The organism is Kribbella monticola, assembly GCF_003261635.1.
Lineage (GTDB): Bacteria > Actinomycetota > Actinomycetes > Propionibacteriales > Kribbellaceae > Kribbella > Kribbella monticola.
The window spans coordinates 1-25,944 of record NZ_QFXK01000090.1 but is presented as its reverse complement, the minus strand read 5'-3'; the positions used below and the strand labels follow the sequence as shown (position 1 = coordinate 25,944).

The window sequence follows — 25,944 nt, the reverse complement described above, 5'->3', positions numbered from 1 at the left end:
ACACATCCGGAGGTATGCAGATGACCGTCCAGAGCGCCGCCCCCGGGGCGGCCGAGAAGGAACTCGCGCGGCGCGAACACACGCCGACCCAGCGGATCCAGCACCTGCTTCACCAGCATCCCGCACTCAGTCCGGCCCTCATCCTGCTGCTCACCGTGGTGTGCTTCACCGCCGTGAACAGCCGGTTCTCCAACCCTGCGGCGCTTTCCCTGCTGGTTCAGCAGACCGCGGTCGTCGCCGCGCTGGCGGTGGGCCAGACGCTGATCATCCTGACCGCCGGAATCGATCTGTCGGTCGGCGCGATCACCATCTTGTCGACCATGGTGATGGCCACCCTGGCGGCCGAGAACGGCTGGCCGGCCGGTCTCGCCCTGGTCGCCGGAGTCTTCCTGGGCCTGCTGGCCGGTGCGCTGAACGGGATCCTGGTGACCCGGATCGGCCTGCCGCCCTTCATCGTCACGCTGGGCACCCTGAGCATCTTCACCGCGATCGCCCTGCTCTACTCCGGTGGCCAGAGCATCCAGAACAACCGTCTCCCGGCGCTGCTCAACTGGACCGGTGAGGGCTTCGAGATCGGCCGGTTCACGATCACCACCGGCGTACTGATCGTGATCGGCCTGTACCTCGTGGTCGGGTTCGCGCTCAGTCAGACCGCCTGGGGACGGCACGTGTACGCCGTCGGTGACGACCCGGAGGCCGCGCGGCTCAGCGGTGTCCGGTCGCGCCGGGTGCTGTTCAGCGTGTACGCCGTCGCGGGCCTGATCTACGGCATCGCCGGCTGGGCCCTGATCGGCCGCGCCGGCGCCGCGAGCCCGAACGCGATCGTCGACGCCAACCTGGACAGCATCACCGCGGTCGTCATCGGCGGAACGAGCCTGTTCGGTGGTCGCGGCGGTCTGCTCGGAACGTTGCTCGGCGCCCTGATCGTCCAGGCCTTCACCATCGGCCTGTCGCTGGCCGGAGTCGACGCGCAGTACAGGTTGTTCGCCGTCGGCGTCCTGGTCATCGTCGCCGTCTCCGTGGACCAGTGGATCAGGAAGGTGCGCTCGTGACCGCCACCGTGAACAGCTCCCAGGCGACGCGAGTACGGGTCCCGATCCTGTCGGCCAGAGGACTGGTCAAGACCTTCGGACGCGTGATCGGCCTCGACGGTGTCGACCTCGACCTGTACGCCGGTGAGGTGCTCGCCGTGATCGGCGACAACGGCGCGGGCAAGTCGACCTTGATCAAGTGCCTCACCGGGGCGCTCATCCCTGATGCCGGGCAGCTGACTCTCGAAGACGCACCGGTCGCGTTCCGGGGGCCGCAGGACGCCCGGGCAGCCGGCATCGAGACCGTCTACCAGACGCTGGCAGTGGCCCCGGCACTCGACATCGCCAGCAATCTGTATCTCGGCCGGGAGGAACGCCGCCCCGGCATCCTCGGCAGCGTCTTCCGGATGCTCGACCATCGCGGCATGCGCGACCGTGCCACGGAAGCGGTACACGAGCTGGGGATCCAGACGATCCAGAACATCCAGCAGACAGTGGAGACGCTGTCCGGTGGCCAGCGCCAGGCCGTCGCCGTCGCTCGCGCGGCAGCCTTCGGCAGCAAGGTGGTCGTCCTCGACGAACCGACCGCCGCCCTGGGCGTGAAGGAGTCCCAGCAGGTGCTCGAGATGATCAAGGGACTCCGCGAGCGTGGGCTCCCCGTGATCCTGATCAGCCACAACATGCCCCACGTCTGGGACGTGGCCGACCGCATCCACATCCAGCGCCTCGGCCGCTGCGCGGGTGTCATCACGCCGCAGTCCCACACCATGACCGAAGGCGTCGCCATCATGACCGGCGCCACCAACCTCCAGGACAACTGACTCGGAGCGGGGCAAGGACGAGTACCTGGTCCTTGCTCCGCTCGACGCGCGATTGTGCTCGCAGACGTTTTGACCCGGTGCTCACGGGCAACTGCTAGAGAACCGGCAGAAGAGAGCACACGATGACCGAAGCCAACCGCCAGGTGCGGGAAGACCTCGTCGAGGTGACCGACGGCCGGGTGCTCGTCAGTACGAGTTGCTGGTCGTGCGGAGCCGGGATCTGGAAGGCGGTGCTCGCAAGGCAGCGCAACCACCAGCATTTCAGCTGGTCGTGCGACGCCTGCGACGTCGCCTGGACAGGTCCGGGCTCGGACCTGCATCGATCCGCCTGACCGAGGCGATACCGCGCGCCGGCCGTGCAAGCCGCTCAGGCCGGCCGGCGGCGGCTTCGCGCGGCCTCAGACGATCCCTACTTCATGGAACGCTGCCCGGACCGTCTGCGGTGCCTGGCGAGCGATCACTTCGTCGCGCGCAAGGACACGGGCCATCTCGCTGCAGACGTAGGCCGCATCGGTGAACACCGCGGCAGGCCACAGGTTCTGCAGCGTCGCGTACCAGAGCTTGGCCGCGGGGAAGCTGCCGATGTCGGTGGCGATCAGGTAGAAGACCCGGTTGATGATGCCGCTGTTCAGGTGCGGATCCCCGTTCGGAACGTAGCCGGCCATGCTGTCCGGCTGCGGGTCCTTGCCGAGAATCGGATTGTCGTACGCCGTGCCGGGGTGTGCGAGCGACCGGATGGCTTCGCCGTACAGGTCGTCGGCCATCACGTCCTCGCCGATCAGCCAGTTGAAGGTCCCGGCGTCGAGCTTGTTGACGTACTGGTCGACACAGGCGCCCATGATGTCGGAGGTCGCCTCGTTCAGCGCCCCGGACTGGTCGGTGTAGTTCAGACCGGCGGTGTACTGCGTGACGCCGTGCGTCAGCTCGTGGCCCGGCACGTCCACGTCGTGGGTGAAGTCCTTGAAGATGACGTCGTCCCCGTTGCCGAACACCATCTCGGCGCCGTCCCAGAACGCGTTGTCGTACTGGACACCGAAGTTGACGTTGCCGACGATGGTCGCGCCCGCGTTGTCGATCGAGTCGCGCTCGAGCACCTCGCGGTAGAACTCGCGGGTCGCCTCCAGAGCGTCGTACGCCGCGTTGGCGTTCGCGCCCTTGACCGGCGGGTCGCCCGGACCACGGACGAGCTGGACGTTCAGGTTCCACTGATTCTGGTCGTCGTAGATGACGACGTCGGCCTTGCCGGGCGTCGGAGCGGTGAGCGCCTGGAGACTGGCGTACGCGGCGCTCTTGCGTTGCTGGCGAAGGGCGAGGTCTGCCTTTGCGCCGTCGCGGGCGGCGGCCGGATCGCGCCCCTGCCGACTCGCATTCCTGGCAATGTGATCAGTGATGTACGGCGGAATGAAAAAACAGACGGGTGGATCGTTCATGCGAAATCTCCTGGTGATCGGATTTCTTGCTGACGGCGGAGACTTCGCGCCCGCGGCGGCGCCCGGGCAGAGCGCACCGAACCGCGAAAACCACAGCGGTGCTGGGATCCTGGCATCGCGAGATATCCCGTCATCTGCCCCCACACCCCCTGGTCGCCGGGTCACGGACGGTGCTTGCAGTCCACACCCGCAGGAGTGTGATGTCCATAGCCGGAGGCACCGGAATTACCTTTGAAACGAGCGACTGTTTGCGCCAGATATTATTTTCCTATTCCGTCCGGACAACGGCAGAATTATCCCGGACGGATATCTGTGGATTCGATGCCGCAACCGGCCGGCGCAAGGGCCGGACAGCTTCGCGCTGCCGTCGACGGCACCAGCGAGAAGATGCTGAGCCAGCCTCTGCGTAGCCTGGCACGCGACGGCTGACCAACAGCACGCCGTACGGGCTGAACCGAACGACGCGAGGAGCATTCTTGAAGACCTATGGGCCGGACCTGCTGTCCATCGCAGACGAGCTGACCGACACGTACGTCGAGATCTTCACCGCACCGCCCTGGGACGCCCGGGACCCGGAGGAGACCCGCACCGCGTTTCGGCACCGGCTGACCGAGGACGTCCGACGCGACGGCTTCGCGGCGTTGGTGGACCACGCCGACGACGGCTCGATCAACGGGTTCGTGACCGGTTGGATCACGCCCGCCCCGTTCCGGACCGACCGCGCGTACGGCAAGGTGGCCGACCGCCTCGGCGCCGAGCGGGTCGGGGAACTGCTGGTCGGAGCGTTCGAGATCGACGAACTCGGCGTCCGCAAGCGCGCCCGCGGTACCGGCTTGGGCCGGCGCTTGCTCGAAGGGCTGGTAGCAGCGCACCCACGGGCCTGGCTGCTGACCTGGGACCAGGCGCACGACACGGTCGCGTTCTACCGTCGTCTCGGCTGGATCGAGCCCGAAACGCTGCCTGGCCAGGAGAACGACATAGTGGTCTTCCTGGCACCGAAACAGCACGCCTGAATCCGGTTGAGCGAGCGCCCCGCTCGATTCACTGCCGGGTTCTCGGGTCGTGGGTGGGGTCGGCGTACATGGGTGGGCAACCGTGCTCGATCGCCTGGGGGCGCAGCTCGTAGTGCCAAGGCTCGTTGCGGTAGATCTGGCACAGGCCGTACTTCGACCCGTGCTCGGACAGCCAGGTTTTCGCCTCCGAGTGGCCGATGTCCACCGCGTGTCCGGAGACGTGCGGCGACTTGTCCGGCGTGGCGACCCAGCGCGCGGCCTTCTCCTTCGATCCGTACTTCGCGATCGCCTCGCGTAGCAGCTGGTTCTGGTACTCCGGTGAGCGCCAACCGCTGTTGACGTAGAAGGTCACGCCGTCGTCGGCCGCGTCCTTCGCCGCGTCGCGCAGGGCCTGGAGCAGCTTGGCATCGAGGTTCGCCACCCCGGGGTACTTGTCGTCGAACACCGTCGCATCGTCGGGCAGTGACCCATCGGCCTCGGTCGCCGTACCGCCGTGATCGCCACGCAGAACCTCCGTGAACGGGTCCGTGGACGACCGGTGGACAAGGATCCCGATGACGGCGGCGGTCACCACGACCAGGCCCACGGCGTACGGTCGGAGGCTCCTGCGGGGCGTTGTCCGAGTTGATGTGGTTCGACTCATGCGACCCAGTCAAGGCAGAGCGGTGTTGTCAGCTCGTATCCGCTTTTCGATACACGGACGATAGGTGCCGTCTCGTAGCATGGCGATCATGCGTGTGCTGGTCGTCGAGGACGAACCCCTGATGGCGGCCGCCATTCGCGACGGCCTGCGGCTGGAGGCGATCGCGGCCGATCTGGCCGGTGACGGCGACACGGCGCTGGAGTTGCTCAGCCTCAACTCCTACGACATCGCCGTCCTCGACCGCGACATCCCCGGACCGTCCGGTGACGAGATCGCGAAGAGCATCGTTGCCTCCGGCACCGGAACGCCGATCCTGATGCTCACCGCCGCCGACCGGCTCGACGACAAGGCTTCCGGGTTCGAGCTCGGCGCCGACGACTACCTGACCAAGCCGTTCGAGCTGCGAGAGCTGGTACTCCGGCTCAGGGCGCTCGATCGCCGGCGCAGCCCCAACCGGCCGCCGGTGCGCGAGCTCGCGGGCCTGCGACTGGATCCCTTCCGCCGTGAGGTCTACCGGGACGGCCGGTACGTCGCGCTCACCCGCAAGCAGTTCGCCGTACTGGAGGTCCTCGTCGCGGCCGAAGGCGGAGTGGTGAGCGCGGAAGAGCTGCTCGAGCGGGCCTGGGACGAGAACGCCGACCCCTTCACCAACGCCGTACGCATCACCGTTTCGGCTCTGCGCAAGCGTCTGGGCGAGCCCTGGATCATCTCCACCGTGCTCGGCGTCGGCTACCGCATCGACACCACCTCCGGGAGCGAGGGCCGTGGATAGGCAGCCCGGCTGGAGCGTCCGGCTCAAACTGACGCTCAGCTACGCGGCGGTCATCATGCTTTCCGGCGGCATGTTGCTGGCCGTCGTCTGGGTGTTCCTGTTGCGGTACGTCCCCGCGGTGATGCGTACCGCCACACCCGGCACCGGCCCGCATTGGCCGGCCGGACCGGATCGCGCCGCGCTGGTGAGCGCGTTCGCACCGAAGGCGGCGGCGATGCTCGTCTTCTTGTTGTTCATCGGACTGGTCGGCGGGTGGATTCTCGCCGGCAGCATGCTGTCGCCGCTGACCCGGATCACCAATGCCACCCGGCTGGTCGCGAACGGTTCGCTGTCGCACCGGATCCACCTGGAAGGCCGCCGGGACGAGTTCCGCGAACTCGCCGACGCGTTCGACACCATGCTGGAGCGGCTGGAGGCCCACGACGCCGAGCAGCAGAGATTCGCGGCCAACGCCTCGCACGAACTGCGCACCCCACTGGCGATCACGCAGACACTGCTCGACGTGGCCCGCAACAACAAGGACGGCGATCCTCGCGAACTCATCGAGCGTCTCCGCTACGTCAACACCCGGGCGATCGACCTCACCGAAGCCCTGCTGCTGCTCAGCCGCGCGAACCAGCGCGCCTTCACCCGTGGCCACGTCGACCTGTCCCTGGCCGCCGAGGAGGCAGCCGAAACGCTGCTCGCCCTTGCCGAGAAGCACGGTGTCGCTCTGGAGACGTCCGGCGACCAGGCGCCCACGACGGGTTCGCACGCGCTGTTGTTGCAGATGGCAACGAACCTTGTGCACAACGCGATCGTGCACAATCTGCCCGCGAAGGGCACGGTCTGGGTGACGACCGGCGTCGAGCCCGGGTACGTCGTACTGACGGTCGAGAACACCGGCGAGAAGCTCACCCCGCAGGCGCTGTCCACGCTCACCGAACCGTTCCAGCGTGGCAGCCAGCGCATCCACACCGATCATGCCGGTGTCGGCCTGGGCCTGGCGATCGTGAAGAGCATCGCCCAGGCCCACGACGGGACTCTCACCCTCACTCCCCGCCCAGCCGGCGGCCTCACCGTCACGGTGAAACTACCCGCCGCGCCGCTCGCCCAGTGACAGGTCGCGCAGGAACCGGGACGACTTACCCGCTTGGTCCTGGTATCCGTACCGGCGGTAGAACTCGTGTGCGTCCGTGCGCTCCTGCCGACTGGTGACCTCCATCCGGACGCACCCCTGTTCCCTCGCGAATGACTCCCCTGCGGCCATCAACTGAGAAGCCACGCCACGCCGGCGAGTTCGCTCGGAGACGACCAGCGCCGTGATCCGGGCCCAGCAACCCTCCCGCTCGAAGAACGGGCAGATCTGTACCGCGATCACGCCGGCCACCACCCCGGCTTCGTCGGCGATGTAGACGGCGCCCGACGGGTCGTCACTCCACGCCTTGATCCTGCGTGCCGTGTCCCCGGGCTCACCTTGCGGGTAGCCGAGAACGGCCAGCAATTCGTTGACGGCGGCCGCGTCGGCGAGCTGGACCGGTCGGATCTCCATGGTCACTCCGGTTCAGACGATCGGGAAATCGAAATAGGTGGCCGGGTACGGCTCGTCCGTCAACGTGTAGTGCCACCATTCGCAGGCGTACGAGCGGAAGCCGCAGTCCTCCATGATCGACCGAAGATGCTGCCGGTACTCCGCTTCGACCTCGCTGATTCCGGCTGCGCCGTGGTGCGAGACCGGATCCATCAGATCGTGGTCGCCGCCCATCGGAACGAGTTCACCGGTGGTGAGGTCGTACAGCGTCAGATCGACGGTGCTGCCCCGGCTGTGGCCCGACTTGGCCGACACATACCCCTTCTCGAACATCTCGGACCGGTCGATCCTCGGATAGTGCCGAAGCTTCGTCCGGCCGTCCTCCGGTTGCTGAGACCAGCGCCGGAAACAGTCCACCGCTCGTTGCGGGCGATAGCCGTCCCACAGCAGCAACCCCAGGCCGAGAGATTCAGCCTTCTCCCGTGCGCTTTGCAACGCCGTACACAAAGCCCTGGTGCCGACGATCCGGTTGGCGAGATAGCCGTCGACCGGTTTGCCGGTGAAGTTGTCCCAGGTGGCGTACTTGGCGTCCCAGCGAATTCCCGGCACGAATTCGTCCACGAACACGAAGTCGGAGTTCATCGCAGCTTTCCCGTCAGCGCCAACGACACCGTCCGGTCGATCACCTCGCCGAGCGACAACCCCGCCGCCGCCATCATCCGCGGATAGCGGCTGTACGACGTGAGGCCGGGCAACGTGTTGACCTCGTTGAGCACGACGGTGCCGTCCTCGGTGAGGAACATGTCGACCCGGGCCAGCCCGCGGCAACCGAAGGCGCGATAGATCGCCTTGGCCGTCTCCCGCACGAGCGAGCGCTCCGCCGCGGAAATGTCGGCGGGCACGATCGGGGTCGAATTGTCCGATCCGCTCTCCGGATTGCTCTCCTGGTGGATCCGGAAGAAGCCGTGCGACAACGAGATCCGATCCACCTCACCGACGACCAGGTCCGGGTCGATGCCCAGGACGGCGCAACCGACCTCGCTGCCGACGACGGCGGCTTCGATCAGCACCTTCGAGTCGTACTGGCGCGCGGCCTCGACCGCCGCCGGCAGGTCGTCCGGGCCGGCGACCTTGTTGACACCGAAGGACGATCCCGAACGGGCCGGCTTCACGAACACCGGATAGCTGAAATGCCCCGGGTCGACCTGCTCGCCGGGCAAGACGATCCAGAACCTCGGCGTGGCGATCCCAGCGCTCCGGGCGACCAGATAGGCGAGAGCCTTGTCGATGCACAAGGCAGAACTCGGGATGTCGCAGCCCACGTAGGGGATGCCGGACAGCTCCAGCAGGCCCTGGATCGCACCGTCCTCACCGAACTTGCCGTGCAGCACGGGCAGCACGACGTCGAGTTCGATCGTCTCGTACTTGCCGTCCTCCAGCACGAGCAGGCCGCGGGTGTCCCGATCCGGTGAGAGCACAGCCGGCCGGCACCTGCCGTTCTCCCAGTCGGGCCCCGGCCGGTCACAAAGCATCCACGTGCCCGTCCTGGTGATCCCGATGTAGAACGGTTCGTAGGTGTCGGGGTCGAGGTGCTTGGCGACCTCCTGCACCGACTTGAGCGAGATGGGGTGCTCCTCGGAGCATCCCCCGAACAGAATTCCGATCTTCATATCCAGCGCTGCTTTCTCTTCTCGAATTTCCGGCAGTTCGCGACCGAGTTCTCCAGCGCGTCGCGCAGGGCATGGTCGGTGTAATAGGCGGTGTGCGGGCTGATGATCACGTTCGGCAGTTTCTGCAGCCGGACCAGATGCTCGTTCGGCACTGGCTCGTTCCGGCGGTCGGCATAGAAGATGCCTTCTTCGCCTTCGAGCACGTCCAGGGCAGCGCCACCCAGCCGGCCGCTCTCCAGGGCTGCCACCAGCGCTTCGGTGTCGATGAGCGAGCCGCGGCCGGTGTTGATCACGAATGCGCCTGGCTTCAACTGCTGGATCCGTCGGGCGTTCAGCAGGTGATGCGTGGCGGTGGTGAGCGGCGTGTGCAGCGTCAGGATGTCGCTCTGCCGGAACAATTCGTCCAGCGGCACGTAGTCGGCGTCGGTCTGCGGACGAGTGTCGAAAGCGACCACCCGGCAGCGAAAACCACGCAACCGGTCCATCACCGCCGCGCCGATACGGCCGGTACCGATGACTCCGACGGTCAGGTCGCGGAGTTCTTTCCCGCGGACGTCGTTCAACCGGTAGTCGTGAACGTCCGCCCGGCGGAGAACGGACCTGGCATCCCGCAGCGCCATCAACATCAACATGACGGTGTAATCGGCCACGCTGTCCGGCGAATAGGCGACGTTCTCCACGCAGATACCGAGGCTCTGCGCATACTCCACATCCAGGTGATTGCACCCGATGCTGCGGGTGGAGATGTACTCCACACCGGCATGGTTCAGCGCCAGCAGGGTGGAATTCGTGATCCGGGTTTTGTGGCCGACGCTGATGCACCGGTTTCCGGCCGTCAGCCCGATGTTCGCCTCGGAGACCGGCGCGGCCGTGATGGTGGGCAGCACCCCCAAACCGGCTGCCGACTCGCGCAACAAATCGGCTTCGTCCTGCTCGCAGCCGTAGAAGGTGATTCCCACTTCTGCGTCGGCAGAGGTGGCCCACGACGCCAGGAATCCGGAGCGTGCTGCTGATTCCGTGTCAGTCATGCCCCCAGTCAAGACAGCACGGTGTTGCCAGCACGTATCGCCGTTTCGATACACCGACGATATGCCGCCCGCCCCGGCATCCGGGGCGGTGTGAAGTCAGAGCTGGGCGTTCGAGGTGAGGCGGGCGAGGGCCGCCGCGCTGGGCGTGTCCGGCTCGGCGTGGTACACGATGAGCTCCTGGCCGGGAGCCGAGAGCACGTCGAAAGCGTTGATCTGCAAGGTGAGTTCGCCGGCCTCGCGGTGGTGGAACCGCTTGCTGGTCATCCTGGTGCCGCGTGCCTCGTGGCGTTCCCAGAAGGCGACGAAATCCGGGCTGGCGTGGCTGAGTTCCTCGATCACCTGACGGATGCGCGGGTCGTCGGGACTGCGCCCCTGCTGGAGCCGGAATCCGGCCACGGTGTACCGCGCGACTTCCTCCCAATCGGGGTAGAACGACCGGGCGTCAGGGTCGAGGAAGATCTTGGCCATCAGGTTCGGCCCCTGCTGGAACCCGTCGAACAACGCGTACGCCGCTGCGTTGCCGGCCAGGATGTCGAAGGCGCGCCCGAGCACGATCGCCGGGTTGGCCGGCCACATCTCCATCAGCCGCAGCAACTGCGGGTCGACCTGCTCGACGGCGGCCGGACGGGTCGGCGCCGGCAGTAACCCGGCCAGCCGGAAGAGATGCAGGTGAGCGTCGTCGTCCAGCCGTAGTACCTCGCTGAGCGCGTCGAGGACCTGGGCCGACGGGTTCCGCTCCCGGCCCTGCTCCAGGCGGATGTAGTAGTCCACGCTCATCCCGGCCGCCATCGCGACTTCCTCGCGCCGCAGTCCCGGAACCCGCCGTACGCCGTGGGTCGGCCGGCCGAGCTGTTCCGGGGCGACCTGCGCCCGTCTGGCGCTTAGGTACTCACCGAGAGCGGTTGTCGCCATCAACAAATTCTAGCCAACGCGGCCCGTGGTCACTGGGCTCCTTGCGCCGCGACGGCCACCTTCTCCCATCTCTCCCACTCGGCCAGCCGTCGCTGGTAGATGCCGCGCACGATGGGCAGGGCCTGGGCGCCGAAGAGCACCCTCAGCGGCGGTTCCGGGGCGTCGACGACCTCGAGCAGCGCCTGCGCGGCAGCGGCCGGCGTACCGGAGCTCTGGGCGCCGCGGCGGGCGGCGGCCTCGTCGCGCATGGGGTCGTAGGCCGCCAGCGGATCGCTCCGCCGCGCCGACGACCCGGCCCAGTCGGTGTCGAAGCCGCCCGGCTCGACGATCGTCACCCGGATCCCGAACCGGGCCACCTCTGCCGCGAGCGACTCACTCAACGCCTCCAGAGCCCACTTGGAGGCGTGATACGCGCCGAGATTGGCGAAGGCGCCGACGCCGCCGATCGACGAGATCTGTACGACGTGACCGCGCCCGCGTTCGCGCATCCCGGGCAGCGCCGCCTGGGTGACCCGCAACGCACCGAAGACATTGGTCTCCAGCTGGTCCCGCAGGTCGCTCTCGGTCAGCTCCTCGACCGCGCCGAAGTGCCCGTAGCCGGCATTGTTGACCACGACGTCCAGGCCGCCCAGCTGTGCTTCGGCGGTGTGGACCGTCGCGTCGACACCCGCGCTGTCGGTGACGTCGAGAGCGAGCGGCAAGAACGTGTCGGGGTACTGCGCGGTGAATTCGTCCAGGGTGCCCGTGTCGCGAGCGGTCGCGGCCACGTGGTCGCCGCGCTGGAGAGCGGCGCGGGCGAACTCCCGGCCGAGGCCGCGGGAGGCTCCGGTGATCAGCCAGTTCTTCGTGATGATTCTGTCCATGTCGTCAACTGTGGCGGCGAAGACGGTCGCCAAGAAGGACGCGCTGTGCCTGGGAGCAGCACACCCACCCAGGGCCGGTTCCGGGCAGTTTGTCGGCGGCCGCAGGTAGTGTCTGGCCGTGGACGTTGGGGAGCGGATTCAGGAACTTGCCGATCAGATCGGCGTACTGCGCGATGCCTACTACCGGGGTTCACCGGTGGTGGCCGACGCGGAGTACGACGCCATCGAGGACGAGCTGCGGTCGCTGATCGAGGCCAACCCGGAGCTGGCGCCCGATCCGAATCCGCTCGAGCAGGTCGGAGCACCGGCCGTGCTGCACGCGCCGGTCCGGCACTCGCGGCCGATGCTCTCGCTGGAGAAAGCGACCCGTCCCGAGCAGGTGGAGGCGTTCTTCAACCGCTTCCCCGGCCAGCCGGTGGTGGTGATGCCGAAGCTGGACGGCCTCTCGCTGGCCCTGGTCTACGAGAACGGCAAGCTGGCGCGGGCAATCACCCGCGGCGACGGGACGACCGGCGACGATGTGACCCCGCTGGTGCGCGCCCTCACCGACGGAGTCCCGCCGAAGCTCGCCGTACCGGACCGCATCGAGGTTCGCGGCGAGGCGGTGATGCTGCGCTCGACGTTCGCTGCCTACAACGCCGCCCACCCGGACAAGCCGCTGATCAATCCGCGCAACGCCGCGGCGGGCACCCTGCGGGCGAAGGACCCGGCCACCGTCGCCGAGCGCCGCCTGCAGTTCCTCGCCTTCGACCTGCTCAGCGACACCGACGACGCCGACGCGGATCTGGAGCGCGCGCTGCAGACGCTCGGGTTCACCGTCGCGGAGATGCGGCACTGCGACGACGCGGCCGCCGCGCAGGCAGTCATCAGCACGATCGAGCAGCAGCGCAACGACCTCGACTACGACCTCGACGGCGCCGTACTGCGGTTGGCCGATCGTGGTGCGTTCGCCGCCGCGGGCACCCGGTCCAGCTCGCCGCGGGGCGCACTGGCGTTCAAGTTCGCCGCCGAGGAGAAGACCACTGTGCTGGCCGACGTCGTGTGGGACGTGGGCAAAACCGGCAAGATCGCGCCGGTCGCCTGGCTCGAGCCGGTCTTCGTGGGCGGTACGACGGTGACTCGCGCGACGCTGGCCAACCAGGAAGTGATCCGGGCCCGCGGCATCAAGATCGGCGACACGGTGCTGGTGCGCCGCGCGGGTGACGTGATCCCGTTCGTCGCCGGCGTGCTGGACGCGTCCAAGCGCACCGGCGCGGAGCGAGACATCGTGCCGCCGACCGTGTGCCCGTCCTGCGAGCAGCCCTTGACCGAGCAGGGCAACAGCCGCGAACTGTTCTGTACGAACGTCGCCTGCCCCGCGCAGACCGTCCGGCGGCTGATCCACTGGGCGTCCCGCGCGGCGGCCGACATCGACGCGATCGGCGGGGTGTGGATCGAGCGGCTGGCCGAAGCCGGGATCCTGGAGAATCCCTCGGACTTCTACCAGCTGACCAAGGAGAAGTTGCTGGAGTTCGATCGGGTCGGCGAGATCTCGGCCACCCGGATGATCGAGTCGATCGACGCGAGCCGTCAGGTCGGCCTGCGCCGGGCGCTGATCGGCCTCGCCATCCCGATGGCGTCCGAAGGCACCGCGGCCAGGCTGTGCCGAGCGGGCTTCGGTTCCCTGGAAGAGGTGGCCGACGCGGGCGTGGACGCCCTGGTGGCCGTCGACGACATCGGGCTCAAGGTCGCCACCTCGTTGAGCGAGCACCTCACCCGGTTGCGCCCGGAGCTCGAGCGGCTCCGCGCCGCCGGTGTCTCGCTCGACGTCCGCGAGGAAGACCTCCCACCGGTCGTCGCGGCCGGCGCGCCGCTGGCCGGCAAGACGGTGGTCGTCACCGGCTCGATCAGCGACCCCCGCTCCGGTGAGAAGGTCACCCGCCCGGCGTTCCAGCGACTCTGCGAGAAGGCCGGTGCGACCATCGCCTCCTCGGTCTCGGCCAGCACCGACTTCCTCATCACCGGCGCCGATGTAGGCGCCGCCAAGCTCACCAAGGCCGAGAAGCTCGGCGTCACCGTCGTCGACCAGTCCGAGATCTGGCAACAACTCCAAGCCGCCGACCTGCTCCCCCGCTGACCGCGCGGCCACGTCGCCCGATACCGATTGGTGGCATAGTTCGCACGCTGGGGTGGCCGGGCGAGTGGGGAGATGTGCGGCATGTGGCGGGACAGGGCGCGGTACTGGTTCGACAGCACGATGTCTCGGGGTACTCCGGCCCTGATCGGCTGGCTCGGACTCGCCTCGGCGCTCCTGGTGCTGACGACGTCAGGCCTGCTGCTGGCGCTCGCGCCGTCGGATGCCAAGGGCCATGGCGGCTGGCACGGCGTGTTGTGGATGAGCCTGTTGCGGACGCTCGATCCCGGCACCATGGGCGGCGACCAGGGCGGCCTGTTCTTCCTGGCCCTGATGCTGACCGTGACGCTGGGCGGCATCTTCATCGTCAGCTCGTTCATCGGTGTCCTGACCACCGGCCTGGAGAACAAGATCACCGTGCTGCGCAAGGGCAGATCGCGGATCGTCGAGCAGGACCACACCGTCGTGCTCGGCTGGTCCGAGCAGATCTTCACCGTGGTCTCGGAACTGGCGCAGGCCAACCAGACCACTCGGCGGTCCTGCGTCGCCATCCTCGCCGACCGGGACAAGGTGGAGATGGAGGATGCCATCCGCGCCCGCGTTCCCGAACTCGGCAAGACCCAGGTGGTCTGCCGGACCGGAAACCCGTTGCGCCCCGCCGATCTGGACCTGGTGGCGCTGCGGTCGGCCCGCTCGGTGATGGTGCTGCCACCGGACACCGATGACGCCGACATCCAGGTGATCAAGGTGCTGCTCTCGCTCGGCTCCCGCGCGGCCGAGGCGGATGGCCCGCACGTCGTCGCCGCGGTCGCCGACTCGGCGAATCTCCCCGCCGCCCGGCTGGCCGGCGGCCCGCGAGCACAGTTGATCGGCGCGGACGACCTCGCCGTACGGCTGATCGTCAACGCGCACCGGCAGTCCGGGCTGTCCGCGGTGTGTGCGGATCTGCTGGCGTTCGCGGGCAACGAGTTCTACCTGAAGGCGGAGCCGACTTTGAGTGGCTCCACCTTCGGAGCCGCGGTGCACGCCTACGAACTCGGCGTACCGGTCGGTCTGCGGCACGGCGACGACAGCATCGAACTCAATCCGGCCGGCGACTTCCCGATCAACGACGGCGACGAGCTGATCGTGCTGGCCGAGGACGACACCATGATCCGCCTCACCCAGACCCCGCCGCGGGTGGTGGAGCAGGCGATCGCGCCGCGACCGGACCGGCCGCCCGCGCCGACCCGCACCTTGATGATCGGCTGGAACAAGCGGGCGCCACAGATCCTCGAACTCCTGGACGCGTTCGCCTACGCCGGTTCCGTACTCCGAATCGCCAGCCCCGAACCCATCGCGGCTCAGTTCGGCGACTACGCGAATCTGGCCGTCAGCACCACGCTCTGCGAGCCCACCAACCGGGCTCACCTGGAGGCGCTCGACGTCACCGGCTACCAGCACCTGATCGTGCTGGCCGCCGACGACCTCGGTGTCCAGGAGGCGGATGCGCGCACGCTGGTGACCTTGCTGCACCTGCGCGACCTGGCCCATGCGCTGGAGGTCCCGTACTCGATCGTCAGCGAGATCAACGACGACGCGAACCGCGAGATCGCCGAGGTGACCCGGGCCGACGACTTCGTGGTCAGCGACAAGCTGATCAGCCTGCTGCTGACCCAGCTGACCGAGAACCGTCATCTGGCGGCGGTCTTCGAGGATCTGTTCAACCCCACCGGCGCCGAGATCTACCTCAAACCCGCGACCGACTACCTGCGGCCCGGCACCGAAGCGACCTTCGCCACGATCGCCGAAGCGGCTCGCCGGCTGGGTGAGACCGCGATCGGGTACCGCGTCCACGACGAGTTCTACCGGCCACCGGCGTACGGCGTGGTTCTCAATCCACCCAAGAACACGCCGCTCACGCTGAGCGCGCACGACCGGGTGGTCGTCCTCGCCGAGGACTGATTCCGGCCGGACTCCGTTGCGGGAGTGTGGCGGAGTTGTCACAGTTCGGGGAGTCGCGTTGCTGGGATGGGCCGGCGGGTACTGGTGGAGCGTCGATCGTCAGGAGGTGGCGATGCGCGTCGCGGACCGGTACGAGCTCGAGGCTGTCATCGGCCAGGGCAGGATGGGTCAGGTGTGGCGCGCCACCGACGCGGTACTGGCCAGGCCGGTCGCCGTCAAGCTGCTCAAACAGGGCCGGACCGGTCAGGATGCCGCCGCGATGTTCCGCCGGGAGGCTCAGGCAGCCGCGGTGGTCAACAGCCCGCACGTCGTCGGCGTCCACGACTTCGGTCCGCACGACCAGAGCTACTACCTGGTGATGGAACTTGTCGTCGGCAACACTCTGGCTGCGGCTCTGCAGCAGTTCGGCCCGTTCAGTCCGCCGGCCGCCGCGGAGGTCGTCGCTCAGACCGCGGACGGGCTGTCGGCGGCCCACGACCAGGGCGTGGTCCATCGCGACATCAAGCCGAGCAACCTGCTGATGGCCGACGACGGCACGATCAAGATCGCCGACTTCGGCATCGCCTGCTTCCTGCACCACGACGTCGAAGAGCAGATCCCGCAGCACGGAGTTCTCGGCACCAGCTACTACCTGGCGCCCGAACGGGCCCGCGCCGAACCGGTCGGGCCGGCTGCCGACATCTACTCGCTCGGCTGCGTCCTCTATCAACTGCTCACCGGCGCGCCGCCCTTCCTCGCCGACACCCCGACCGGCGTACTGCGTCAGCATCTGGCCGGGATCCCGCCACAGCCGGCCCGCGTCGGCAGTGGTTTCGGCCGCTATCTGCTCCGGATGCTGGCGAAGGACCCCGCAGACCGGCCCGGCGCGGACGAGGTGGCCGCGTGGTGCCGGCGGATCTCGGCGGACCATCCGGCTCGTCCGCCGGCGGACGCTGAGCCCTTCACGGGTCCCACCACCCAACTTCAGACGGTGAGCAGCCGGTACGAAAGAACTTCGGCGTGCCATCTATCACTGAAAGAGACTGTTTGATTACACTAGGTATTCACGTGGGTACAGGGATGCTGCCTCGCTGAAGTCTGTCTTCGTGAAAGCAGGGTCTGGATGCCGAAACCCGCGCGCTGTCTGCTGTCCTTGCTGGTCCTCCTCGGCTTCGCCGGCTGCAGCGATGTGCCTCCCGAGTTGCCCGCCTCCGAGCAGCTCGCGAACCAGCCGGCCGCAGCAACACCGAAACCGACGCCGCCGGCTCCGCCACTGGCGCAGTTGCCACGCGGTGGTCGCCGGATCTTCCCCGCTCATCAGCTGGTCGCCTTCGTCGGCGCCCCGGGCTCACCCGCATTGGGCCCGCTCGACGCCGACCTCGACGAGCGGGCGCGACGGCTGGAGCGGCTGGCAGCGTCGTACCGGGGTGGTCGGTCGGCGCTTCCGGTGATGGAGCTGATCGTCGTCACCGCGCAGGGTGCGGCCGGACGCGACGGCAAGTACCGGACCCGGATCGACCCCCAACAGATCGGCCGGTACCTCGCGGTCGCGCGCAAGTACCGGATGCTCTTGATGCTGGACGTGCAGCCGGGCCGTGCCAACCCGGTCGACGAGGTACGACGGCTCGAGCCGTGGCTTCGGCTGCCGGACGTCGGCCTGGCGGTGGACCCCGAGTGGCAGGTCGGGCCGGGTCAGGTGCCGGGCCGGGTCTTCGGCCGGACGACCGGCCCCCAGCTGAACGCGATCGGCGCCTACCTGTCCACGCTCGTCACCCGGTACCGGCTTCCGGAGAAGCTTTTCGTCTTCCACCAACTGGCGAAACCGATCGTGCGCGACGAGGCGGCGGTCCGCACCTATCCGGGCGTCGCGACGGTGAAATCCGTCGACGGCATCGGTAGCCGGACACAGAAGCTGGCCACCTATCGCGGCTTGACGACGAAGCTCCCGAGGGGTGTCCGCACCGGATTCAAGCTCTTCTACCAAGAGGACACCCGGCACGGAGTGTTGATGACACCGGCGCAGGTTCTCGCCGTGCGACCGCGCCCGGAGTTGGTGATCTACGAATGAGCGGCCTGAGCAGGCGAGGCTTCCTGGCCGCGGCCGTGTCGTCGACGGTGCTGGCCGGCTGCACCGATACAGCCGCTGACACCGCCCCCGTCGTGAGCGGCTCGCGAACCGCGCAGCCGACGCCGACACCCCGTCGTACGGCGCAACGTCGGCTGCCGGTCGGTGTCCACGCCAATAAGCTCGGCCTCATCCCGGTGCTCATGCATCACCGGCTGGTCGCGTCGAATCCCGGCAGCTACGACATGACCCCTGCCTTCTTCCGGGCGGAGCTCGACCGCCTGTACCGCGAGAACTACCACCCCGTCCGCGCCATCGACCTGGTCAGCCGCAACCTGGACTCGGTTCCGCCTGGGAAGACGCCCGTGGTTCTGACCTTCGACGACGGCACGCCCGGGCAGGTCGCGTTCGACGCCAACGGGCAGGTCGCCGCGGACTGCGCGCTGGGGATCCTGCGAGCCTTCCACGCCCGGCACCCCGACTTCCCGGCCGTTGCGACCTTCTACGTGAACAAGAATCCCTTCGGGTTGACCGGTGCCGCTGCCATCCAGGCTCTCGTCCGCCTGAACGAACTGGGCTGCGAGGTCGGCAACCACACCTGGAATCACCCGAATCTGCACACCCTCACCCGAGCGCAGGCCGAAGCCGAGATCGGCAGCCTCGCCGCCATGGTGAGCCGTGCACTTCCGGCCGCGCCGCCGAGGACGCTGGCCCTTCCGTTCGGTGCCCACCCCCGAGACCCCGGCGTCCTGGCGCGCGGCGGAGCAGGCGGTACGGCGTACCGGAATCTCGGCGTGCTGCTCGTCGGAGCCGAGCCGAGCCACTCTCCCTTCCACCCCGGTTTCGACCCGATGGCGATCCCCCGGATCCGCTGCAGCTCGCGGGACGGCGAACTCGAGTTCAGCTACTGGCTCGACCGACTTGCGCGGCGGTCCGGTCTGAAATTCATTGCTGGCAGCAACTAGCAGACCCTTGCCGAAGGCACCTAGGAGTCACCGGTCTTGGAGTTGGGGGCGTGCACCGGCTTCGACTGCGTGGAGGAGCGCTGGCGAAGGTAGACGGAGCCGCCGATGATCGCCGCCACGGCGAGGAACTCGCTCTGCCAGTTCTGGAACGACTCGAACCAGAATTGCGACGTATGGACGTACTGCCAGGTCGTAACCGCCTGGCCGCCGTGCAGTTGCTGGTCCTGGCTGTAGGCACCGGCACCGGTCACCGCATGCAGCCAGATCGACAAAGCGAACACGAGGCCGAAGGCGATCGCGAGCGAGTTCTCGTACAACCTCAGCACCAGTTCGGAGCCACGCCGTACCGGCCACGGCGCCTCGGGATCGTTGCGATGGTTGCGCGGATCCTCGTCCTGCGGCGCGTCCTCGTCGATCGGACGCGATTCGGCCGAGCCCTTCTGCACCAGGAAGGTCGTCAACAGCACGTACATCCCCATCTGCAAGAACTCCGACTCCCAGTTCTCGAAAACCGTCTCACCGAACGAGGAGGAGCCGGCGTACTGCAACAGGGTCTGCGTCGGCTGCTTGTGATCGGTCAGATCCTCGTTCTCGTGCGCGTGACCGGTCAGCAGTACGCCGAGCAGGAACAACGCGAACAAGGCGAGATTGACCAGCAGCAAGCCCCGGAACCGCACCCACTGCCCTACCCCGCCGCGCCGGTCCACGGCAACCTTCGAATCGTTCATGCTCAGCCAGTACCCAGCAACGAACGAACTGGACACCGGCCGGGCCCGCGCGGTTTTCGAAGCCGCGCACCGGGCACTGGGGGTCCAAGAACCCACGAGACGGAGCTGGTCATGTCGATCCTGGACCGATTCAAGCGCTGGCGGCTGTCCCACCAGGTCAACGAGGCGGACGCCCCCGCGGACACCACGACGGCCATGACGAGAGCACAAGGCGGTGAGCCGCGCGGCGGTACGCCGGCGACCACCGGCACCGGTTCGAGCGGCGAGTTCGTCGGCCGCGTCGCCGGTGACGAGGCCGAAACCGGCCCGAGCGGCGCCGAGGCCCGCGCCGCCGCCGCGAAGGACCCGTCGTCGGAGGAAATCTGAGATCGGTTGCCTCCGCGGTCCCCGAGGGCTACCGGACCGGGGCGTTCCGCAATAGCATCGACTGAGCCCGAAGGACCTGGCCTGGTGCCTCCCCCCGCGCCGCCGGGTCCTTCGCTTCTTCGCGGAGGGTGTTCGCGGGCGGGCTACTCCGTCTCGGCTGCCTTGGTGGTGACGCGCTGGGCGGCCTTGTCGAACAGGCGATCGGGCACCAGCCGGCGAATCTTGGGCACCACCGTCGCGGCGGCACCGACCGGATACCGGGTCCGTGGCTTGTCGCTCGTCACCGCGTGTTCGATCACCGCGGCGACCTTCGCCGAACTCGCCCCGTTCTTGGACGCGTTCCGTAGTGACTCCCGGAAAGCGTCGATCCTCTCCGCGTACCGCTCGGAGGCCGGCAACCGGTCGAGCGTCTCGACCGCCTTGGCCCACAGCGGCGTCGCGATCGGCCCCGGCTCGACAATCGAGACCGAGATCCCCTCCGGTGCCAGCTCCTGACGCCAGGCGTCCCCGATCGCCTCGATCGCGTACTTCGAGGCGTGGTAGGCACCAGCGAACTGCACCGAGACCAGACCGCCGACCGAGCCAACGAACACGATCCGGCCGCCACGACCACGCCGGAGCAGCGGAAGCACGCTCTGGGTGACCGCGACGGAACCGATGACGTTCACCTCCAGTTGCTGCCGGAGGCTTTCGATCGGCAGAAGTTCGAGCGGGCCGGCGATACCTTGCCCGGCAACGTTGACGACCGCAGTCAGCGGGTCGTCGCCGAGCTGCGACGCCACCGCCTCGGCCAGGCTTTCGACCGAGGCCTTGTCGGTGACGTCCACAGCATGAATGCTCAGTGCCGGCGACGCCTGGCGGGCGAGGATCTCGCCGTCCGCGAGGTCGTGCACGGCGGCGAACACCCGGATCCCGGCGCGGTCCAGCCGGAGCGCTGTGTTCGCTCCGATCCCGCTGCCCGCGCCGGTCAGGAGTACTGAAGTCATCGTCCCGCGTCCGGCCGATCGACGTCGCCACGCCAGCCGCCGGTCTCGTGACCGCGCTTCTCGATGAACTCCTTGAAGCGTCGCAGGTCACCCTTGACCCGGTGGCTGACCAGACCGGTCTTGTCCGCGACGTTCTCCGCGATCCCCTCCGGCTCGAGATCCATCTGGGCAGTGACCCGGGTCAAGGTGTCATCCAGCCGGTGGAAGGTGATCACCCCGGCATGGCGCGGCTCCGTGTCGGAGGTCCAGGCGACCCGCTCCTCGGGGTGCTGCTCGGTGATGGTGGCGTCGAACTCGCGGGTGACGCCCGCGATACTGGTCACCCAGTGCGTGTGGGTGTCGTCGAGCTGCCTGATCTCGTCGACGCCTTCCATGAACTCCGGGAACGACTCGAACTGCGTCCACTGGTTGTAAACCGCGGTGATCGGCGCCTCGACGTCGACCGACTCAGTGGTGTTGCCCATCTGTGGTTCCTCCCTAGGCCCCAGTACCGCGGGGCGAGTTGTGCACGGGTTCGTCCCGCCCCCAGTACCCAGCGTCTGCGCGAGAAACCCGAAACCTATGCACGCCTGCGCCGCACCTTCCACCCCGCGCCCGCCGCCGCGGCGGCCACCGTCGTACCGGCGAGTGGACGTAGCCAGTGGCGCCCCCAGCGCCCGTACTCGCCGTCGCCCAGTGGGGTCGGCGCCATCACGTTGCCCGGGTGGCGGCCGACCTCGTCCCGGGACAACCCGCCCGATCGCATCAGTGGGCCGACCAGCAGGTCGAACACCGCCGGCAGGTACCGGAATCCGAACAGGGTCAGCCGATTCGCCACGCCGACCGAGGTCGTCCGCCGCGGCCGGTCGGCGACCTTCACGATCCGGCGGGCGACCTTCTCCGGCGGGTCGACCGGTGGCGGCGGCCGGCCGATCCGGCCCGCGTAGTTCGCGGCCTGCGAGTAGGCCGGCGTGTTCACCGATCCCGGCCACACCAGCGCGACCTCGACTCCAGGATCCTGCCTGACCTCGACCTGCCAGGTCCGGGTCAGGCCGTGAATGGCCCATTTGCTGGTGACGTAGGAACTCAGGTACGGCGTGACGATCGTTCCCAGCAAGGAACCGACAACGATCAGCGTGCCGCTCCCCTGGCTGCGAAAACTGCGCAGTGCCGATCGCCCCACGTTCGCCGTGCCCTGGATGTTCACGGTCAGCACGTGATCGAAGATGTCCGCCGGCACGTCCTCGAAGCGCCCGTACGCAAGGACGGCCGCGGCGTGGACGACGACATCGATCGCCCCGAACCGCCGCTCGGCAACCACCATCAGCTTCTCGACCTCACTGGCCGAAGCCACGTCGGTCGGTACGACGAGCACCTCGCCGCCGTCGGAGGCGCACAGCCTCCCGGCGGCGGCAAGACTCTCGGCCGACCGTGCTGCCAGCACGAGCCGCGCGCCCTGTCGTGCAAAGGCGCGCGCGGTCGCGAGCCCGATGCCGCTCGAGGCGCCGGTGACGACGACGACTCGCGTCACGGCGTCAGCAGCACCTTCACGGCGCCGTCCTGCTTCTTCTGGAACATCTCGTACGCCGCGGGGCCTTCGGACAGCGGCAACCGGTGCGTCGCGAAGCCATCGACCCCGAGCGGATCCTCGTCGGTCAGCAGCGGCAGGATGTCGTCCACCCAGCGGCGCACGTTGCCCTGCCCCATCCGGAGCTGGATCTGCTTGTCGAACATGGTCAGCATCGGCAGCGGGTCGGCCGCCCCGCCGTACACGCCGCTCAGCGAGATCGTGCCGCCGCGGCGGACCAGGTCGATGGCCAGATAGAACGCAGCGAGCCGGTCGACGCCGACCGTCTCCATCATCTTCTCGGCCAGCCCGCTCGGCAGCAGCCCGACGAGTTTGTGCGCTGCCTGCGCCTTCGGCGACCCGTGAGCCTCCATCCCGACCGCGTCGATCACCGAGTCGGGACCACGCCCGTCGGTCAGCTGACGCACCTGCTCGGCCACGTCGTCGGAGTACTCCAGGATCTCGACGCCACGGGCCTGCGCCCGGCCGAGCCGTTCGGGCACCAGGTCGATGCCGATCACGCGGTAGCCACGATGGATGCCGATCCGGGCCGCCATGTCACCGATCGGGCCGAGGCCGATCACCGCGAGCGTGCCGCCGTCGGGCACACCGGCGTACTCGACCGCCTGCCAGGCAGTCGGCAGCACGTCCGACAAGAACACGAACCGGTCGTCAGCCGGCCCCTCCGGTACGACGATCGGTCCGTACTGCGCCTGGGGCACTCGCAGGTACTCCGCCTGCCCGCCCGGCACCTGGCCGTACAGCCTGGTGTAGCCGAAGAGCGCGGCGCCCATGCCCTCCTTGCGGACCTGGGTCGTCTCGCACTGCGACTGCAGACCCTGGTCACACATGAAGCAGTGCCCGCACGCGATCCCGAACGGGATCACCACCCGGTCGCCGGCTTTCAGGTTCGTCACCTCGGAGCCGGTCTCCACGACGACGCCCATCGGCTCATGCCCGAGGACGTCACCCGGTGACAGGTACGGCGCCATCACCTCGTACAGGTGCAGGTCCGAGCCGCAGATCCCGGTCGACGTGACCTGGATGATGGCGTCGGTCGGCTCCTGGATCACCGGATCCGGGACGTCGGAGTACTCGATCTTTCGTTTTCCCTGCCAAGTCAATGCCTTCATACCGGCGGCCGGTACCCGGATCCCCGGCGGCGAACCGAAAGTTGTGCAACCGGCTCAGCGTCGCGCCCGCCGCCACGCCGAGGCGGCTACGGCAGCGACACCGGCGGTCGCCAGGGCCACCGGTCCGCGATGCTGCGAGGCCCACAACTGGTAGCTGCGGCTGGTCGCCTTCTTGTCGAAGACACCGTGTGTGCCGAAGTCCTCCTCGCCCCTGCCGTCGGCCGGTTCCCAGAGGTTGGCCGGTGCGTCCGCCGCGTGCGGCTGGTCGGTCTGCTGCGACTTGTACCCCGTCCGGGCCAGGTAGTGGTCGAGCAGACCCGCCGCGAACTTGTTGGCGATCAGCGTCGCCGCGGTCGGACCGCCCACCCAGTACTCGCGGCGCTGCGGGTGATCGGCGGCGTACAGGACGGCCTTCGCCGCCACCTCGGGCTGGAAGATCGGCGGCACCGGTTGCGGGTGCCTGGGCAACCGGGACAGCACCCAGGAGAACTGAGGTGTGTTCACCGCCGGCATCTGGACCATCGTCACATGCACGTTCGACTTGTCGTGCAGCAGCTCGCAGCGCAGCGAGTCGTGGAAGCCCTGGATGGCGTGCTTGGCACCGCAGTACGCCGATTGCAACGGGATCCCGCGATACGCGAGCGCGGACCCGACCTGGACGATCGCGCCCCGGTCGCGCGGCTTCATCCGGTCCAGCGCGGCCCGGGTGCCGTAGACGTAGCCGAGATAGGTCACCTCGGTCGCCCGTTTGAACTCGGCCGGCTCGATCTCGGTGAACGGCGCGAAGACCGAGGTGAACGCGACATTGACCCAGACGTCGATCGGACCGAGTTCGGCCTCGACCCGGGCGGCCGCGCTCTCCACCTGGTCGTAGTCGGCGACGTCGACCGCGATCGGCAGCGCAGTACCGCCGGCTGCTTCGACCTCCTCGACCGCACCTTTCAGGCCTTCCTCACCGCGTGCGAGCAGCGCCACCTTCGCCCCGCGCGCCGCGTAGGCGATGGCAGTCGCCCTGCCGATCCCGCCACTGGCCCCGGTCACCACCACGGTCTGGACCTGTCCGTTCACGCTCACAGCCACTGACTCCTTCGTCGTCGGTCCCGGTGCTTCCGGTTCCCACCGCGTGCCGGTTCAACCGGTGACTGAGGGCGGTTGCCCGGGGTACCGGCATCGTCACCGGAACCCCGACGGACGGAGCGTTGTGTGACAGAGCAGATTCCTCTCTCCGGTGTGGTCCTGGACGCCCCGGACCCACGCGAGCTGGCGAGGTTCTACCACCAGCTCCACCTGGACTTCCAGGTCACCGACCTCGAACAGGCCCAGCAACGCGCTGTCGAGGCAGGAGCCACCTTGATGGACTGGCAGCCGCAGAAAGAGGGCGTCCGGATCTTCGCCGACCCGGTCGGACACGTCTTCTGCCTCTTCCTGCCCGGCTGGTAGCTCGCCGAGCGCGACGACTGGGTGTACGGGCGGGATCAGCGGTGCATTATTGGGGCATGGATCAGTCCGGAGGCACGGATGCCCTACCAGCCAGGGATACGGAGCCGCAGTTCGAAACCTTCACCCCCGAGGCGATGTCGACGGCGAACGCCTTCGCCCGGCTCGCGGTGGAACTGCACGACTCCGACGGTGTCGAGGAAACCATCGAGGCGGTCGTCGCCTTCGCGATCCAGGCGCTGGACTGTTCACACGCGGGTGTCGCCACCGCGGGGCGCGGGCGCAAACCCGAGATCCCCGCGGTCACCGATCCGGTCGTCGCCGAGATCTACCGCTCGCAGCTGACCAAGGGCAACGGGCCGATGACGGTCTGCATGACCGAGCGGATTCCGATCCTGGTGACCGACACGGCGACCGACGACCGATGGCCCGCCTGGGCGGCGCAGGTGCGCGGTCTCGGCGTACGGAGTGTCTTCGACGTGCCGTTGAACACCTCGGCCGGGACCGTGGGCGTGATGGGGTTGTACAGCAACCGGCCGGACGCCTTCAGCGCCGACGACCAGGCGATCGCGCACATCCTCGCCCGGCACGCGACGGTCGCCATCGCGAACGCGCGCCATGACGCCACGATGATCCAGGCGATCGACGCCCGGAAGCTGGTCGGCCAGGCGATGGGCATCCTGATGGAGCGCTTCGACCTGGACGGCGACCGCGCCTTCGAAGTACTGCGGCGCTACTCCCAGGACAACAACGTGAAACTGCGCGACGTGGCCGAGTACCTCGTCCAGACCCGCCAGCTCCCCACCGCCCGCCACCGCCTCAACGGCAGCCACCCGACGTCCGCGACGCCGTAACCGTGCCCAGCGGCGGTAGCCGAGCGCCGCTTTGCGGCGCGACCGGCTCGACGGCCGCGCGCGCCGGTGTCTTCCGGCGCGCGCGGCAGGTCGGTCAGGCTGCCGACGGTAGGGGTTCGAGGCGGTCGCGGAGGG

At 68.3% G+C, this 25,944-nt stretch carries 28 protein-coding genes; 14 read left to right on the top strand and 14 right to left on the bottom strand.

The genetic code is table 11. From position 1 onward, the window contains the following. Window positions 1-20: 20 nt before the first annotated feature. From DIZ26_RS35280 to DIZ26_RS35270, 3 genes are all read left to right on the top strand, one after another. Window positions 21-1,052, top strand: a complete 1,032-nt coding sequence (locus tag DIZ26_RS35280; protein ID WP_198676449.1) for an ABC transporter permease — start codon at window positions 21-23, stop codon at window positions 1,050-1,052. Beyond that, a complete protein-coding gene (locus DIZ26_RS35275; protein WP_112248960.1) occupies window positions 1,049-1,852 on the top strand; it encodes an ATP-binding cassette domain-containing protein in 804 nt (267 codons plus the stop codon). Before DIZ26_RS35280 ends, DIZ26_RS35275 begins: the two co-directional genes overlap by 4 nt. A 122-nt stretch (window positions 1,853-1,974) precedes the next feature. After that, complete coding sequence (locus tag DIZ26_RS35270; RefSeq protein ID WP_112248911.1) at window positions 1,975-2,184, top strand: hypothetical protein; 210 nt, start codon at window positions 1,975-1,977, stop codon at window positions 2,182-2,184. A 66-nt stretch (window positions 2,185-2,250) separates the two neighbouring features. Here DIZ26_RS35270 and DIZ26_RS35265 read toward each other — a convergent pair whose 3' ends face one another. Further along, window positions 2,251-3,282 carry a M4 family metallopeptidase gene (locus DIZ26_RS35265; protein ID WP_112248910.1) on the bottom strand — a complete coding sequence of 344 codons (1,032 nt, stop codon included), beginning with the start codon at window positions 3,280-3,282 and terminating at the stop codon, window positions 2,251-2,253. 476 nt (window positions 3,283-3,758) lie between these two features. Between DIZ26_RS35265 and DIZ26_RS35260 the strand changes: the two genes are divergently transcribed. After that, window positions 3,759-4,295: a GNAT family N-acetyltransferase gene (locus DIZ26_RS35260; RefSeq protein ID WP_112248909.1), complete on the top strand. Its 537-nt coding sequence runs from the start codon at window positions 3,759-3,761 to the stop codon at window positions 4,293-4,295. Window positions 4,296-4,323: 28 nt separating this feature from the next. On the opposite strand, the gene DIZ26_RS35255 is transcribed toward DIZ26_RS35260, so the two are convergent. Continuing rightward, entirely contained in the window at window positions 4,324-4,881 is a 558-nt protein-coding gene (locus DIZ26_RS35255; RefSeq protein ID WP_232828887.1) for a M15 family metallopeptidase, read from the bottom strand. A gap of 145 nt (window positions 4,882-5,026) precedes the next feature. Between DIZ26_RS35255 and DIZ26_RS35250 the strand changes: the two genes are divergently transcribed. After that, on the top strand, window positions 5,027-5,710 hold the full coding sequence (locus DIZ26_RS35250) for a response regulator transcription factor (RefSeq protein WP_112248959.1): 684 nt from the start codon (window positions 5,027-5,029) through the stop codon (window positions 5,708-5,710). After that, window positions 5,703-6,809 carry a sensor histidine kinase gene (locus DIZ26_RS35245; protein ID WP_112248907.1) on the top strand — a complete coding sequence of 369 codons (1,107 nt, stop codon included), beginning with the start codon at window positions 5,703-5,705 and terminating at the stop codon, window positions 6,807-6,809. Before DIZ26_RS35250 ends, DIZ26_RS35245 begins: the two co-directional genes overlap by 8 nt. Here DIZ26_RS35245 and DIZ26_RS35240 read toward each other — a convergent pair. From DIZ26_RS35240 to DIZ26_RS35215, 6 genes are all read right to left on the bottom strand, one after another. After that, window positions 6,783-7,241: a GNAT family N-acetyltransferase gene (locus DIZ26_RS35240; RefSeq protein WP_112248906.1), complete on the bottom strand. Its 459-nt coding sequence runs from the start codon at window positions 7,239-7,241 to the stop codon at window positions 6,783-6,785. The two genes, DIZ26_RS35245 and DIZ26_RS35240, sit on opposite strands and share 27 nt — an antisense overlap. A 12-nt stretch (window positions 7,242-7,253) precedes the next feature. Continuing rightward, entirely contained in the window at window positions 7,254-7,862 is a 609-nt protein-coding gene (gene vanX / locus DIZ26_RS35235) for a D-Ala-D-Ala dipeptidase VanX (RefSeq protein WP_112248905.1), read from the bottom strand. Then, entirely contained in the window at window positions 7,859-8,890 is a 1,032-nt protein-coding gene (gene vanA, locus DIZ26_RS35230; RefSeq protein WP_112248904.1) for a D-alanine--(R)-lactate ligase, read from the bottom strand. Before vanA ends, vanX begins: the two co-directional genes overlap by 4 nt. Then, window positions 8,887-9,918, bottom strand: a complete 1,032-nt coding sequence (locus DIZ26_RS35225) for a D-isomer specific 2-hydroxyacid dehydrogenase family protein (protein ID WP_112248903.1) — start codon at window positions 9,916-9,918, stop codon at window positions 8,887-8,889. Before DIZ26_RS35225 ends, vanA begins: the two co-directional genes overlap by 4 nt. A 96-nt stretch (window positions 9,919-10,014) precedes the next feature. Further along, window positions 10,015-10,830: a helix-turn-helix domain-containing protein gene (locus DIZ26_RS35220; protein ID WP_112248958.1), complete on the bottom strand. Its 816-nt coding sequence runs from the start codon at window positions 10,828-10,830 to the stop codon at window positions 10,015-10,017. Between the two features lie 29 nt (window positions 10,831-10,859). Next, window positions 10,860-11,693: an oxidoreductase gene (locus tag DIZ26_RS35215; protein ID WP_112248902.1), complete on the bottom strand. Its 834-nt coding sequence runs from the start codon at window positions 11,691-11,693 to the stop codon at window positions 10,860-10,862. A gap of 118 nt (window positions 11,694-11,811) precedes the next feature. Here DIZ26_RS35215 and ligA point away from each other — a divergent pair, with 118 nt between their 5' ends. The 5 genes from ligA (at window position 11,812) to DIZ26_RS35190 (ending at window position 18,759) form a co-directional block, all read left to right on the top strand. Beyond that, window positions 11,812-13,809: an NAD-dependent DNA ligase LigA gene (gene ligA / locus DIZ26_RS35210; protein WP_112248901.1), complete on the top strand. Its 1,998-nt coding sequence runs from the start codon at window positions 11,812-11,814 to the stop codon at window positions 13,807-13,809. A gap of 81 nt (window positions 13,810-13,890) precedes the next feature. Continuing rightward, the gene (locus tag DIZ26_RS35205) at window positions 13,891-15,750 is read left to right on the top strand and encodes a CASTOR/POLLUX-related putative ion channel (protein ID WP_198676448.1); all 1,860 of its coding nucleotides are present in this window, start codon (window positions 13,891-13,893) and stop codon (window positions 15,748-15,750) included. 112 nt (window positions 15,751-15,862) lie between these two features. Then, complete coding sequence (locus tag DIZ26_RS35200) at window positions 15,863-16,780, top strand: serine/threonine-protein kinase (protein WP_112248899.1); 918 nt, start codon at window positions 15,863-15,865, stop codon at window positions 16,778-16,780. A gap of 72 nt (window positions 16,781-16,852) precedes the next feature. Beyond that, the gene (locus tag DIZ26_RS35195; RefSeq protein WP_112248898.1) at window positions 16,853-17,797 is read left to right on the top strand and encodes a hypothetical protein; all 945 of its coding nucleotides are present in this window, start codon (window positions 16,853-16,855) and stop codon (window positions 17,795-17,797) included. Further along, window positions 17,794-18,759, top strand: coding sequence for a polysaccharide deacetylase family protein (locus DIZ26_RS35190; RefSeq protein WP_112248897.1), 966 nt, complete (start codon window positions 17,794-17,796; stop codon window positions 18,757-18,759). Before DIZ26_RS35195 ends, DIZ26_RS35190 begins: the two co-directional genes overlap by 4 nt. A 20-nt stretch (window positions 18,760-18,779) precedes the next feature. On the opposite strand, the gene DIZ26_RS35185 is transcribed toward DIZ26_RS35190, so the two are convergent. Beyond that, window positions 18,780-19,487 carry a DUF6766 family protein gene (locus DIZ26_RS35185; RefSeq protein WP_112248896.1) on the bottom strand — a complete coding sequence of 236 codons (708 nt, stop codon included), beginning with the start codon at window positions 19,485-19,487 and terminating at the stop codon, window positions 18,780-18,782. Window positions 19,488-19,598: 111 nt separating this feature from the next. On the opposite strand from DIZ26_RS35185, the gene DIZ26_RS35180 reads away from it, so the two are divergent. Next, the gene (locus DIZ26_RS35180) at window positions 19,599-19,853 is read left to right on the top strand and encodes a hypothetical protein (protein ID WP_112248895.1); all 255 of its coding nucleotides are present in this window, start codon (window positions 19,599-19,601) and stop codon (window positions 19,851-19,853) included. A 143-nt stretch (window positions 19,854-19,996) separates the two neighbouring features. On the opposite strand, the gene DIZ26_RS35175 is transcribed toward DIZ26_RS35180, so the two are convergent. From DIZ26_RS35175 to DIZ26_RS35155, 5 genes are all read right to left on the bottom strand, one after another. Further along, a complete protein-coding gene (locus DIZ26_RS35175; RefSeq protein WP_112248894.1) occupies window positions 19,997-20,839 on the bottom strand; it encodes an SDR family oxidoreductase in 843 nt (280 codons plus the stop codon). Next, the gene (locus tag DIZ26_RS35170) at window positions 20,836-21,303 is read right to left on the bottom strand and encodes an SRPBCC family protein (RefSeq protein WP_112248893.1); all 468 of its coding nucleotides are present in this window, start codon (window positions 21,301-21,303) and stop codon (window positions 20,836-20,838) included. The genes DIZ26_RS35175 and DIZ26_RS35170 overlap by 4 nt, the downstream gene beginning before the upstream one ends. A gap of 95 nt (window positions 21,304-21,398) precedes the next feature. Beyond that, window positions 21,399-22,349, bottom strand: coding sequence for an SDR family NAD(P)-dependent oxidoreductase (locus DIZ26_RS35165; RefSeq protein ID WP_112248892.1), 951 nt, complete (start codon window positions 22,347-22,349; stop codon window positions 21,399-21,401). Then, window positions 22,346-23,518 carry a zinc-dependent alcohol dehydrogenase gene (locus DIZ26_RS35160; protein ID WP_112248891.1) on the bottom strand — a complete coding sequence of 391 codons (1,173 nt, stop codon included), beginning with the start codon at window positions 23,516-23,518 and terminating at the stop codon, window positions 22,346-22,348. The genes DIZ26_RS35165 and DIZ26_RS35160 overlap by 4 nt, the downstream gene beginning before the upstream one ends. A 54-nt stretch (window positions 23,519-23,572) precedes the next feature. Continuing rightward, on the bottom strand, window positions 23,573-24,592 hold the full coding sequence (locus tag DIZ26_RS35155) for an SDR family oxidoreductase (RefSeq protein ID WP_232828885.1): 1,020 nt from the start codon (window positions 24,590-24,592) through the stop codon (window positions 23,573-23,575). A 129-nt stretch (window positions 24,593-24,721) separates the two neighbouring features. On the opposite strand from DIZ26_RS35155, the gene DIZ26_RS35150 reads away from it, so the two are divergent. Together DIZ26_RS35150 and DIZ26_RS35145 are read left to right on the top strand one after the other, a co-directional pair. Continuing rightward, window positions 24,722-24,958 carry a VOC family protein gene (locus tag DIZ26_RS35150; RefSeq protein ID WP_112248890.1) on the top strand — a complete coding sequence of 79 codons (237 nt, stop codon included), beginning with the start codon at window positions 24,722-24,724 and terminating at the stop codon, window positions 24,956-24,958. A 56-nt stretch (window positions 24,959-25,014) separates the two neighbouring features. After that, a complete protein-coding gene (locus tag DIZ26_RS35145) occupies window positions 25,015-25,809 on the top strand; it encodes a GAF and ANTAR domain-containing protein (protein ID WP_408610303.1) in 795 nt (264 codons plus the stop codon). The last annotated feature ends 135 nt before the right edge of the window (window positions 25,810-25,944 follow it).

What these genes read in the sequence shown, in the direction of transcription:
- vanX (WP_112248905.1), bottom strand. Translation starts at nt 7,862, where the DNA reads ATGAACTCCGACTTCGTGTTCGTGGACGAATTCGTGCCGGGAATTCGC.
- DIZ26_RS35270 (WP_112248911.1), top strand. Translation starts at nt 1,975, where the DNA reads ATGACCGAAGCCAACCGCCAGGTGCGGGAAGACCTCGTCGAGGTGACC.
- DIZ26_RS35265 (WP_112248910.1), bottom strand. Translation starts at nt 3,282, where the DNA reads ATGAACGATCCACCCGTCTGTTTTTTCATTCCGCCGTACATCACTGAT.
- DIZ26_RS35145 (WP_408610303.1), top strand. Translation starts at nt 25,015, where the DNA reads ATGGATCAGTCCGGAGGCACGGATGCCCTACCAGCCAGGGATACGGAG.
- vanA (WP_112248904.1), bottom strand. Translation starts at nt 8,890, where the DNA reads ATGAAGATCGGAATTCTGTTCGGGGGATGCTCCGAGGAGCACCCCATC.
- DIZ26_RS35280 (WP_198676449.1), top strand. Translation starts at nt 21, where the DNA reads ATGACCGTCCAGAGCGCCGCCCCCGGGGCGGCCGAGAAGGAACTCGCG.
- DIZ26_RS35185 (WP_112248896.1), bottom strand. Translation starts at nt 19,487, where the DNA reads ATGAACGATTCGAAGGTTGCCGTGGACCGGCGCGGCGGGGTAGGGCAG.
- DIZ26_RS35170 (WP_112248893.1), bottom strand. Translation starts at nt 21,303, where the DNA reads ATGGGCAACACCACTGAGTCGGTCGACGTCGAGGCGCCGATCACCGCG.
- DIZ26_RS35160 (WP_112248891.1), bottom strand. Translation starts at nt 23,518, where the DNA reads ATGAAGGCATTGACTTGGCAGGGAAAACGAAAGATCGAGTACTCCGAC.
- DIZ26_RS35195 (WP_112248898.1), top strand. Translation starts at nt 16,853, where the DNA reads ATGCCGAAACCCGCGCGCTGTCTGCTGTCCTTGCTGGTCCTCCTCGGC.
- DIZ26_RS35220 (WP_112248958.1), bottom strand. Translation starts at nt 10,830, where the DNA reads ATGGCGACAACCGCTCTCGGTGAGTACCTAAGCGCCAGACGGGCGCAG.
- DIZ26_RS35250 (WP_112248959.1), top strand. Translation starts at nt 5,027, where the DNA reads ATGCGTGTGCTGGTCGTCGAGGACGAACCCCTGATGGCGGCCGCCATT.
- DIZ26_RS35215 (WP_112248902.1), bottom strand. Translation starts at nt 11,693, where the DNA reads ATGGACAGAATCATCACGAAGAACTGGCTGATCACCGGAGCCTCCCGC.
- DIZ26_RS35190 (WP_112248897.1), top strand. Translation starts at nt 17,794, where the DNA reads ATGAGCGGCCTGAGCAGGCGAGGCTTCCTGGCCGCGGCCGTGTCGTCG.
- DIZ26_RS35240 (WP_112248906.1), bottom strand. Translation starts at nt 7,241, where the DNA reads ATGGAGATCCGACCGGTCCAGCTCGCCGACGCGGCCGCCGTCAACGAA.
- DIZ26_RS35225 (WP_112248903.1), bottom strand. Translation starts at nt 9,918, where the DNA reads ATGACTGACACGGAATCAGCAGCACGCTCCGGATTCCTGGCGTCGTGG.
- DIZ26_RS35175 (WP_112248894.1), bottom strand. Translation starts at nt 20,839, where the DNA reads ATGACTTCAGTACTCCTGACCGGCGCGGGCAGCGGGATCGGAGCGAAC.
- DIZ26_RS35200 (WP_112248899.1), top strand. Translation starts at nt 15,863, where the DNA reads ATGCGCGTCGCGGACCGGTACGAGCTCGAGGCTGTCATCGGCCAGGGC.
- DIZ26_RS35205 (WP_198676448.1), top strand. Translation starts at nt 13,891, where the DNA reads ATGTGGCGGGACAGGGCGCGGTACTGGTTCGACAGCACGATGTCTCGG.
- DIZ26_RS35180 (WP_112248895.1), top strand. Translation starts at nt 19,599, where the DNA reads ATGTCGATCCTGGACCGATTCAAGCGCTGGCGGCTGTCCCACCAGGTC.